We start from the raw sequence: 9,938 nt of genomic DNA, 5'->3' as shown, positions 1-9,938 counted from the left end.
TCCACACAATTCACCTGTGCACACTGTCAAAGATCACTTCACCGCGGAACCTTCCGCCAGGGGACATTTCGTCCCGGTGAGCCGCCCATTCTACATCGTTCTTTCAGGCCGTCAACAGTCTCGAAGAGGAATTTTTCTGCGGGAACGTGAGGCAAACCCTTCGAAGCTGGGTGGCTCGTCGAAGGGGCGAGAATCATAGCGCCGTGCAGCGCGACTGGGAAGGGGCAATGCGCAAAATTTTCGACGGGATCGCCGACTACACTGGCCCGACCACACGCCACGCGAGGCAACACGCCATGCTGAAATCCCTGCTTGCCGCAGCGCTGCTGATGCTGGGCGGCCATGCCTGTGCCGCCTCGACGGATGTCGCGCCCCTCAGCGTGACCCTGCACGGCCAACACTTCTCGGTGGAACTGGCCACCAACGAAGCCGCGCGCGAGCACGGCTTGATGATGCGCACCTCGCTGGCGGCAGATCATGGCATGCTGTTCGTGTTTCCCGACACCGCACCGCGCGGATTCTGGATGAAGAACACCCTGATCCCGCTCGACATCCTGTACTTCGATGCCGAACGCAAGCTGGTGTCGACGCAGCTGGACGTACCGCCGTGCAAGGCCGATCCCTGCCCGGTCTACCCCAGCGCGGGGCCTGCGCGTTACGTACTGGAGCTGTCGGCGGGTACGGCCACGCGGATCGGCGTGCGCGACGGCGACACGCTGGCGATCGACGGCCGGCTGGGTACGGTCGACTGAGTGACGTCGGCGGGTGGAACGAGCGCCAGGCCGACGCGGTAGGGGATCAATGCTTCGGGGCGGATCGCGTCGAGCATGTCCCAGTCGTCTTCGAACGGAATGAACTGCTGCATGGTGAGGCTTCCGGCGTCACGCGCGTGGGGTACGCGTGGAAGCATCACAGCGGATCGACGGGCCCGTTCGCAGGCGCAAACGTGGCGAAAACGGGCCGGCCGCTGGCAGAGATCGGCGATCAGTCGACCTCGATCATCTCGAAGTCGCTCTTGGTGGCGCCGCAATCCGGACAGGTCCAGGCCTCGGGCACGTCTTCCCAGCGCGTGCCGGGTTCGATGCCCTCTTCCGGCACGCCCAGCGCCTCGTCGTAGATGTAACCGCAGACCACGCACATCCATTTGCGCAGTGCGGTGCTTTCGGTGGAGCTCTGGCTCATCGTCGGGCTTCTTTGTTCGAGGGTGAATAGTGCATTCTCGCAACTCGCCTGCCGTTGCGAAAGCGCGCGGCGTCCACCTCCGCCCTTGCGGGCGCACGGAAGCCTCGTGCCATGACCGATTCCCGCTTCACCGGCCGCGGCCTGTACGCGATCACCGACGGCCCCCGCTCCGGCCTGCCTGAAGCCGTCGCGCAGGTGCTGGCCGGCGGCGCGCGTGCCCTGCAGTACCGCGACAAGACCGCCGATGCCGCGCGGCGCCACGCCGAAGCCTCCGTGCTCAGGCAGCTGTGCGATGCGCACGCCGTGCCGCTGATCGTCAACGACGACGTCGCGCTGGCCGCCGCGGTGGGCGCCGCCGGCGTGCACCTGGGCCGCGACGACGACGACGTGGCCGCCGCCCGCGCGGCGCTGGGTCCCGGCGCGATCATCGGCGTGTCCTGCTACGACTCGCTCGAACGCGCCCGTGCCGCCACGGCCGCCGGGGCCGACTACGTGGCGTTCGGCGCGTTCTTCCCCTCGCCCACCAAGCCGCAGGCGGTGCGCGCGCCGCTGGAGCTGCTGCGGCAGAGCGCCACGCTGGGCGTGCCGCGGGTGGCGATCGGCGGCATCACGCCGGACAATGCCCTTCCCCTGGTCGAAGCCGGCGCGGACTTTCTTGCCGTGATCTCGGCAGTGTTTGCCGCGCCCGACGCACGCGCCGCCGCACAGCGCTTCGCCCGCCTCTACCCCACCGATTGAGTAAAGCATCGATGAGCACCAGCCACGAACTGTTCCAGCGCGCCAGACAACTCCTTCCCGGCGGCGTGAACTCGCCGGTGCGCGCGTTCAAGTCGGTGGGCGGTGAGCCGTTCTTCACCGCGCGCGCCGACGGTGCGTATCTCTGGGACGTGGAAGGCATGCGCTACATCGACTATGTGGGCTCGTGGGGACCGATGATCGTGGGCCACAACCACCCGGCCGTGCGCGAGGCGGTGGAGCGCGCGGTGAAGGACGGCCTCTCCTTCGGCACCCCCTGCCCGGCCGAGGTGACGATGGCCGAGACCATCGCGAAACTGGTGCCGTCGATGGAAATGGTGCGCATGGTGAACTCCGGCACCGAGGCCACCATGTCGGCGATCCGCCTCGCCCGCGGCGCCACCGGCCGCGCGAGGATCGTGAAGTTCGAGGGTTGCTACCACGGCCACGGCGACAGCTTCCTGGTGAAGGCTGGCTCCGGCGCGCTCACCTTCGGTGTACCCACCTCGCCCGGCGTGCCCAAGGCGAATGCCGACCTCACGCTCACCCTACCCTACAACGATCTCGATGCCGCCAAGGCCTTGTTCGCCGAGCAGGGCAGCGAGATCGCCGGCCTGATCATTGAGCCAGTCGCCGGCAACATGAACTGTATCCCGCCGGTGGACGGCTACCTGCAGGGCCTGCGCGAACTGTGCACGCAGCACGGTGCGCTGCTGATCTTCGACGAGGTGATGACCGGTTTCCGCGTGGCGCTGGGCGGTGCGCAGGCGCTGTACGGCGTGATGCCCGACCTCACCACCTTCGGCAAGATCATCGGCGGCGGCATGCCGGTGGGCGCCTATGGCGGCCGCCGCGACCTGATGGAGCAGATCGCCCCGGCCGGCCCGATCTACCAGGCCGGCACGCTCAGCGGCAATCCGGTGGCGATGGCGGCGGGCCTGGCGATGCTGGAGCTGATCCAGGCGCCGGGCTTCCACGACACGCTGGCCACGCGCACACGCCTGCTCTGCGACGGTTTCCAGTCGGTCGCCGATGGCGCGGGCGCACCGTTCAGCACCAACTGCGCGGGCGGCATGTTCGGGTTGTTCTTCTGCGCGGAGAAAGTCACCAGCTATGCGCAGGCCACCACGGCGGACACGGCGCTGTTCAACCGCTTCTTCCACGGCATGCTGAAGCGCGGCGTGTACCTCGCACCCAGCGCGTTCGAAGCGGGCTTCCTGTCCAGCGCGCATTCGGACCAGGACATCGCCGACACCCTGCAGGCGGCGCGTGAGGCGCTGGCCGAAGCCCGCGCGGGATAGCCGCGTGGCGGCGCCGATCACCCGGCAACACGAGCGCGACAGCCATCTGTCACCGGCAGCGCAGCAAGGCTGGCGGCGACGCGCCTTCGACATCGTATTCGGCACGGACACCCGCGCCGGGCGCGCCTTCGACATCATGCTGATGGCCGCCATCGTGATCAGCGTGCTGGTGACCATGCTGGACAGCGTGGCGGCGCTGCACGCACGCTGCGGCGGAGTGTTGCGCGTGGCGGAGTGGCTGCTCACCGCACTGTTCACCGCCGAATACATCCTGCGCCTCGCGGTACTGGCACGCCCACTGCGCTACGCGCGCAGCTTCTATGGTCTGATCGATCTGGTGGCGATCCTGCCTTCGCTGACGAGCCTGGTGCTCACCGGCACCGAGCAACTGATCGGCATCCGCGCGCTGCGCATCCTGCGCATCTTCCGCGTGCTCAAGCTGGCCCGCTACGTGGGCGCGGCCGAACAGATGGGCGACGCACTGAAGCGCAGCCGACGCAAGATCTTCGTGTTCATTGCCACCATGCTGATACTGATCTCGGTATTCGGCGCGATCATGTATGTGGTGGAGGGCCCCGCCCACGGTTTCACCAGCATCCCGCGCGCGATGTACTGGGCCGCCGTGACCATGGCCACGGTGGGTTTCGGCGACATCGCGCCGAGCACGCCGCTGGGCCAGTTCATCACCACCATCATGATCTTGATCGGTTACGGCATCATCGCCGTACCCACCGGCATCTATGCGGCGGAGTTCACCAACTCACTGAACCGTGCACAGCTTCAGCGGCGCTGCAAAGCCTGTGGCTGGCACGGCCACGAGACGGAAGCACGCTACTGCAACCACTGTGGCGCCGCACTGCCAGCCGGCATGCACGCACCACACTGAGCGCCTACCAGCTGCCGGTGTTCGGCATCGACGCCCACGGCTCCTGCGACGGCAGGTGGCCGTCCTGCAGCAGCTCGATGGAAATCAGGTCGGGCGAGCGCACGAAGGCCATGTGGCCGTCACGCGGCGGGCGGTGGATGGTGTAGCCCATGTCCAGCAGTCGCTGGCAGGTGGCGTAGATGTCTTCCACGCGGAACGCGAGGTGGCCAAAGTTGCGCGCGCTGCCATAGTCCTCGGTGGAGCCCCAGTTGTACGTCAGCTCGACTTCGGCCTCGGGGCTGTCCGGCGCGGCGAGGAAGACCAGGGTGAACTTGCCCTGGGCGTTCTCCATGCGGCGCACTTCGCGCAGCCCCAAGCCTTCGCAGTAGAAGCGCAGCGAGGCATCAATGTCGCGCACGCGCACCATGGTGTGCAGGTATTTCATCGCCAATCTCCTTCGGTATTCAGGCTTGCGCGAAGGCGCCCAGCGCCGCGTGCAGGCGCTTGAGTCCTTCCGCCAGTTCCTCGTCGCTGATCGTCAGCGGCGGCACGAAGCGCAGCACGTCCGGGCCGGCCTGCAGCAGCAGCAGGCCGTGTGCGGCGGCTTGGTCGAGGATCTCGCCGGCCTTGCCCTTGTTCGCCGCATTCAACACCGAGCCGATCATCAGGCCACGGCCGCGCACTTCGTCGAACAACTGCAGTTCGTCGTTGATGCGCGCCAGGCCCGCGCGCAGCGCATCCGCCTGGCGCGCCACGTTCGCCAACACCTCGGTCGAGCCCAGCTTGCGCAATGCCACGCGCGCCACCGCGGTGGCCATCGGATTGCCGCCGAAGGTGGTACCGTGCGCGCCGTACTGCATCACCTCGGCCACCTTCGGGCCAGCCAGCATAGCGCCGATGGGAAAGCCGCAACCCAGCGCCTTGGCCAGGGTCACGATGTCCGGCTTCACGTGGTCATGCGCGTGCGCGAACAGCGTGCCGGTACGGCCCATGCCGCACTGGATCTCGTCCAGCACCAGCAGCGCGCCGTGCGCGTCGCACAGTTCGCGCACGCGCTGGAGGAAGCCCGGCGCCGCCGGCAGCACGCCGCCCTCGCCCTGCACCGGCTCCAGCATCACCGCGGCGATGTCGCCGGTGGTAAACGCGGTTTCCAGCGCCGCGGCGTCGTTGAAATCGAGGTAGCGGAAACCTCCCGGCAGCGGCTCGTAGCCGGCCTGGTATTTCGGCTGGGCGGTGGCGGTGACGGTGGCCAGGGTGCGGCCGTGGAACGAACCCCTGAAGGTGACGATGACGCGCTTGTCCGCAGCGCGCCCCTGCGCCGCTGCCCACTTGCGCACCAGCTTGATCGCCGCCTCGTTCGCCTCGGCGCCGGAGTTGCAGAGGAACACGCGCTCGGCGAAACCGCTCGCGTTCACCAGCTCCTCGGCAAGGCGCAGCGGCGGCTCGGTGTAGAACACGTTGCTGGCGTGCCACAGCTTGTGCGCCTGCGCGGTGAGCGCGGCAAGCAGGTCGGGGTCCTGGTGACCCAGCGCGTTCACCGCGATGCCGGCACCGAAGTCGATGTAGTCGCGTCCTTCCGTGTCCCACACCCGTGCGCCCTTGCCGTGGTCGAGCACCAGCTCGCGCGGCTTGTAGACCGGCAACCAGTAGCGCTGGCCGAGGTCGAGCAGGCGGGAGGACGGGGTCGATTCGTGTTGCTGCATGGGGCACTCCGGGTTGCGCTCCCGGCCATGTTCCCGTGCTCGCCCGCCGCGTCACGGAACGCCGGGGATCGCACGCAGCCTGGTGGTGCGCGTCAAGCCGCGATTATCCCATGGGCCGGCGTCGAATCAGTAGCCGATCCGGCGCGGAGCTGCGGGCGGAAGCCGATTCGCCCCACCTGTCCGCCGGCACCGGACCAGTGCGGCTAGTGCGCGCGCAATTCCTGCAACTCCAGTCGGTGCTTCTTGCACAGGCGGTACACGGTGACCCGGGATATCCGCAGGCGTCGCGCGCATTCGCTGATATTGAAGCGGCACTCACGCAGGCAGGCGGCGACGGCCTCCCGCTCGGCCAAGGCGCGGGAGACACCCAGGCCGGCGCTGACCGGAGTACCGCGTACCGGCGCATCAGTCGGCAAGGCGAGGTCCGCGGTGCTGATCAGCGCACCTTCCGCCATCACCGCGGCGCGCTGCACCCGGTTCCGCAACTCGCGCACGTTGCCCGGCCAGGTGTATTGGCGCATCGCGCGCAGTGCCGTGCTTTCGAAACCGTGAACGGTGCAGGCCTGCCGTTCGCGAAAGCGTTCGAGGAAACGATGCGCCAGCAATTCCACATCGTCACCGCGTTCGCGCAGCGGCGGTATCTGCAGCCTGAGCACGTTGAGCCGATAGTACAGATCCTCACGGAAGTGCCCTGCCGCCACGGCGTGCTCCAGGTCCAGGTGGGTGGCAGCCATCACGCGTACGTCGACCTCGATCGGCCGGCTGCTGCCCACGCGTTGCAGCACCCCTTCCTGCAGGAAACGCAGCAGGTTGGTCTGCACGTCCAGCGGCAGGTCGCCGACTTCGTCCAGCAGGATGGTGCCGCCCGCCGCACTCTCGATGTGCCCGATCCGTCGCGCGGTGGCGTCGGTGAACGCGCCACGCTCATGGCCGAACAGCTCGGACTGCACCAGATTGAGCGGCAACGCGCCGCAGTTGATCGCCACGAACGGCTGCATGGCGCGGGCCGAAAGCCGGTGCAGCACGCGGGCGGCCACCTCCTTGCCGACACCGGTCTCGCCGGTGATCAGCACCGGCAGGTCGATCGGCGCGTATTTGCGCAAGCTCGCCGCCACCACCGCCAGCACCGCACTGCATCCCACCAATTCGGGGAGATCGGCTGCAGCAACGGCTGCGCGGGAAGGAATGCCACTGGCGCGCTCCAAGGCGACGAGCAAACGCGGCAGGTCCAGCGGCGCACTGAAGAAATCGCGACAGCCCTGCAGGATCCGCCTGACCTGCGGACGCTGCGCCGGCGCACCGGGGGGAATCAGTGCGATCCATGGCAACTCGGGACGATCCGCCATCAACTGCCGCATCGCTTGCAGGACACGAGCATCACCGCGGCGCAAATCCGCCAGCAGCACCACGTTGCCTCTCTCGTGCTCCCTGATGCCGGCATCTGCCCCGGCTGTCCGGACATGCCATCCGGCCTCGGTCAAGTCGCTGCATTCGCGGGCTTCCGGCTGCCCGAACCAGATCACGCACCCCGAAGGCCTTGCGCCCGTGGCATCCACAGTCCCTCCCCCCGGATCCTGATCGCCACGCGTCGCCCCCCCTTTGGCGACATGCATGCGGCAGATTCATGCCGGATGATGACTCGGCGCGGATTGTAGATCCGTCCGCGGTGCCCGTGACGCACCGGCGATCTTTAATTTCGCCCTCTCCGATGGCGGGCACGAGCCTTGCTTGCAGCTCGCTCCCGGGATGTCTCCACCGATGGCGGCAGCCGGGAATCAGGCTTTCTGGAAGCGCGGCAGGATATCGCGCAGCTCGGCCAGGCGTTGCAGCGGATCGGCCAGCTCCAGCAGACGCTGGCGTTCGTCACCGCTCAGCGGCAGCAGTTCGGCGAGCCGGAAACCCAGCCAGCGCGCATCGTCGTAGCATTCGCGTGGCACATGCCGCCACTGCGGCGCCATCGCCTCGACCAGTCGCTCGGCAATGGTCTGCAGCAAGGCAAGCTCGACCGGCACCGGCGCGGGCGGCTCCTCCGGCCACCACTCCACCTCGCCACGCAACTGGCCGTCCGCGCGCACCCGCGTGCGCCGCACCCGGAAGCGCTGGCCACCCTCGGCCACGATGCCGAGCAGGCCGCCGGCGCTATGATGGAAATCCACGATGCGCGCCAGCGTGCCCACCGCCGCCGGCAAGGCCGGCTCGCCCGTCTCGCGCCCTGCCAGAATCAGGCAGACGCCGAAGCCGCGGTCCTCGCGCGCGCATTCGCGCACCAGATCCAGATAGCGCGGCTCGAAGATGCGCAGTTCCAGCCGCCCGCCGGGATACAGCACGGTGGACAGCGGGAACAGCGGCAATTCGGCGCGGGAGGAACGTCCAGCCATGCGGGAAGTGTAACGGGCAGCGGCGCCCTCCCCGGCGGACGGCTATCCCGCCCGGGGCCGGCATGTCCCTATACTCCAGTCCGCCAAGGGCTTGCCGGGAGGGATACGAGGGCATGTTCATCGATTTTCTCGACGCCGCGGCGCCGACGGAGCTGGATGCCGACATCTGCATCGTGGGTGCCGGCGCGGCGGGGATCGCCATGGCGCGCACGTTCATCGGCAGCTCGCTGCGAGTCTGCCTGCTCGAGGGCGGCGGCTCCGGCGGCGAACTGCGCAGCCAGGCGCTGTACCAAGGCGACTCGATCGGCTCGCCGCCATTCGATCCGGTCAGCTCGCGCATGCGCGTGTTCGGCGGCAGCTGCAACCTGTGGGGCGGCGGCTGCATGCCGCTGAGCTCGCTGGACATGAGCCCGCGCGACTGGGTGCCGCACAGCGGCTGGCCGCTCTCGCCAGCGGACCTGGCGCCCTGGTACCAGCGCGCGCGCACGTTCTGCGGCATCGAGGACCATGCACTCGATGGCGACCGCTTCCTCACCGCGCCCGCGCAGCCGCCGCTGCCCTTCGCTCCCGACACCCTGGTCAACCAGATCTTCGTGCGCAGCCCGGTGCTGTTCGGCCGCGCCTACCGCACCGAACTCGAACGCGCCGGCAACCTCACCGTCCTGCTGCATGCCAACCTGCTGGAACTCGAGGCCATGCCGGACGGCAAGACTGTGCACCAGGCTCGCATCGGCTCGCTTACCGGACGGCGCGGCACGGTGCGTGCCCGGCATTACGTGCTGGCCTGCGGCGGCATCGAAAACGCCCGGCTGCTGCTGCTGTCCGATGCGACCGTGCCCGGCGGGCTGGGCAATCGCCACGACCTGGTCGGCCGCTATTTCATGGACCACCCCAGCGGCAAGCTGGGCACGCTCCATTCGCGCCAGGCCGATCGGCTCGCACGCCCCTACGATCGCCAGCGCGGCAAGGGCGTGGCGCCGCCGTTCCCGGAAATCGGCCTGTCCGAGCAGGCGCAACGCGCACACCGGATGCTCAATGCGCGCGTACATCCGTTCGCGGTGGAAGGGCGGGTGTCGCGTGGCCTGCACGCCCTGCGCAGCCTGCGCGCCGCACTGCGCGAGCCGCCGATGGACGAGAACGCCCGCCTGGAGGCCCATCTGTGCGCCGCCATGCGCAGCGAGGCGGCCCCGGCACCCGGGCGGCGTACCCCCGCTGCCCCTTCGCTGGGCAAGCTCGCACTGCAGCTGGGCTTCGGCATGGGCGACGTGGCCCATGCGCTGGGCCGCAAGCTGGCCGACAAGCCCGCCGTGCGCACCAGCCACGTCGACCTGGTCGGCTATTTCGAGCAGGCGCCCAATCCGGACAGCCGGATCAGCCTGTCCCGGGAGCGCGATGCGCTGGACCAGCGCAAGGTGCGCATCGACTGGCGCCTGACCGAGCTGGACCGCCACACCTTCCGTACTTCCGCCCAGCTGTTTGGCGCAGAGCTGGCGCGCGCCTGTGGCGGCCGCTTCGAGCCCGAACCGTGGCTGGGCGACGAAAGCGGCACGCCGCAGGTACGCGGCACCGCGCACCACCTCGGCACCACGCGGATGGCCGACGATCCGCGCCGCGGCGTGGTCGACCGCGACTGCCGCGTGCACGGCATGGACAATCTGCACGTCGCCGGCAGCTCGGTCTTCCCCACCGGCGGCTGGGCCTTCCCCACCTTCACCATCGTGGCGATGAGCCTGCGCCTGGCCGACCGGCTGCAGGCCTTGTGCGGGGCCTAGAG

Annotated in this window: 10 protein-coding genes; 5 read left to right on the top strand and 5 right to left on the bottom strand. The window is 68.7% G+C overall.

Annotated elements, in window-relative coordinates; genetic code table 11:
- The first annotated feature begins 296 nt into the window (after positions 1 to 296).
- Positions 297 to 752 carry a DUF192 domain-containing protein gene (locus tag ABQJ54_RS17855; protein ID WP_367855671.1) on the top strand — a complete coding sequence of 152 codons (456 nt, stop codon included), beginning with the start codon at positions 297 to 299 and terminating at the stop codon, positions 750 to 752.
- Between the two features lie 232 nt (positions 753 to 984).
- Here the strand turns inward: ABQJ54_RS17855 and ABQJ54_RS17850 are convergent, their stop codons facing one another.
- Positions 985 to 1,182 carry a rubredoxin gene (locus ABQJ54_RS17850; protein WP_367855670.1) on the bottom strand — a complete coding sequence of 66 codons (198 nt, stop codon included), beginning with the start codon at positions 1,180 to 1,182 and terminating at the stop codon, positions 985 to 987.
- 111 nt (positions 1,183 to 1,293) lie between these two features.
- Between ABQJ54_RS17850 and thiE the strand changes: the two genes are divergently transcribed.
- Genes thiE through ABQJ54_RS17835 form a run of 3 tightly spaced genes read left to right on the top strand, consistent with a single transcriptional unit; the run spans position 1,294 to position 4,104 of the window.
- On the top strand, positions 1,294 to 1,920 hold the full coding sequence (gene thiE / locus ABQJ54_RS17845) for a thiamine phosphate synthase (protein ID WP_367855669.1): 627 nt from the start codon (positions 1,294 to 1,296) through the stop codon (positions 1,918 to 1,920).
- Positions 1,921 to 1,931: 11 nt separating this feature from the next.
- Positions 1,932 to 3,218, top strand: a complete 1,287-nt coding sequence (hemL, locus tag ABQJ54_RS17840; protein ID WP_367855668.1) for a glutamate-1-semialdehyde 2,1-aminomutase — start codon at positions 1,932 to 1,934, stop codon at positions 3,216 to 3,218.
- A gap of 4 nt (positions 3,219 to 3,222) precedes the next feature.
- Entirely contained in the window at positions 3,223 to 4,104 is an 882-nt protein-coding gene (locus ABQJ54_RS17835) for an ion transporter (RefSeq protein WP_367855667.1), read from the top strand.
- Positions 4,105 to 4,108: 4 nt separating this feature from the next.
- Here the strand turns inward: ABQJ54_RS17835 and ABQJ54_RS17830 are convergent, their stop codons facing one another.
- From ABQJ54_RS17830 to ABQJ54_RS17815, 4 genes are all read right to left on the bottom strand, one after another.
- Positions 4,109 to 4,528 (bottom strand): VOC family protein, encoded by a 420-nt coding sequence (locus ABQJ54_RS17830; protein ID WP_367855666.1) that lies wholly within the window; start codon positions 4,526 to 4,528, stop codon positions 4,109 to 4,111.
- Between the two features lie 19 nt (positions 4,529 to 4,547).
- On the bottom strand, positions 4,548 to 5,786 hold the full coding sequence (locus tag ABQJ54_RS17825) for an acetylornithine/succinylornithine family transaminase (protein ID WP_367855665.1): 1,239 nt from the start codon (positions 5,784 to 5,786) through the stop codon (positions 4,548 to 4,550).
- 203 nt (positions 5,787 to 5,989) lie between these two features.
- Positions 5,990 to 7,309 (bottom strand): sigma-54 dependent transcriptional regulator, encoded by a 1,320-nt coding sequence (locus ABQJ54_RS17820; RefSeq protein ID WP_367855664.1) that lies wholly within the window; start codon positions 7,307 to 7,309, stop codon positions 5,990 to 5,992.
- 252 nt (positions 7,310 to 7,561) lie between these two features.
- Positions 7,562 to 8,164, bottom strand: coding sequence for an LON peptidase substrate-binding domain-containing protein (locus ABQJ54_RS17815; protein WP_367855663.1), 603 nt, complete (start codon positions 8,162 to 8,164; stop codon positions 7,562 to 7,564).
- A gap of 113 nt (positions 8,165 to 8,277) precedes the next feature.
- Here ABQJ54_RS17815 and ABQJ54_RS17810 point away from each other — a divergent pair, with 113 nt between their 5' ends.
- The gene (locus ABQJ54_RS17810; RefSeq protein WP_367855662.1) at positions 8,278 to 9,936 is read left to right on the top strand and encodes a GMC oxidoreductase; all 1,659 of its coding nucleotides are present in this window, start codon (positions 8,278 to 8,280) and stop codon (positions 9,934 to 9,936) included.
- Positions 9,937 to 9,938 lie beyond the last annotated feature (2 nt).

Origin of the sequence: Rhodanobacter lycopersici (assembly GCF_040812335.1) — a bacterium.
In the GTDB taxonomy this organism is placed as follows: Bacteria; Pseudomonadota; Gammaproteobacteria; order Xanthomonadales; family Rhodanobacteraceae; genus Rhodanobacter_A; species Rhodanobacter_A lycopersici.
Note: the sequence above shows the minus strand (reverse complement) of the source record. Positions and strands in the feature narration are given on the sequence as shown.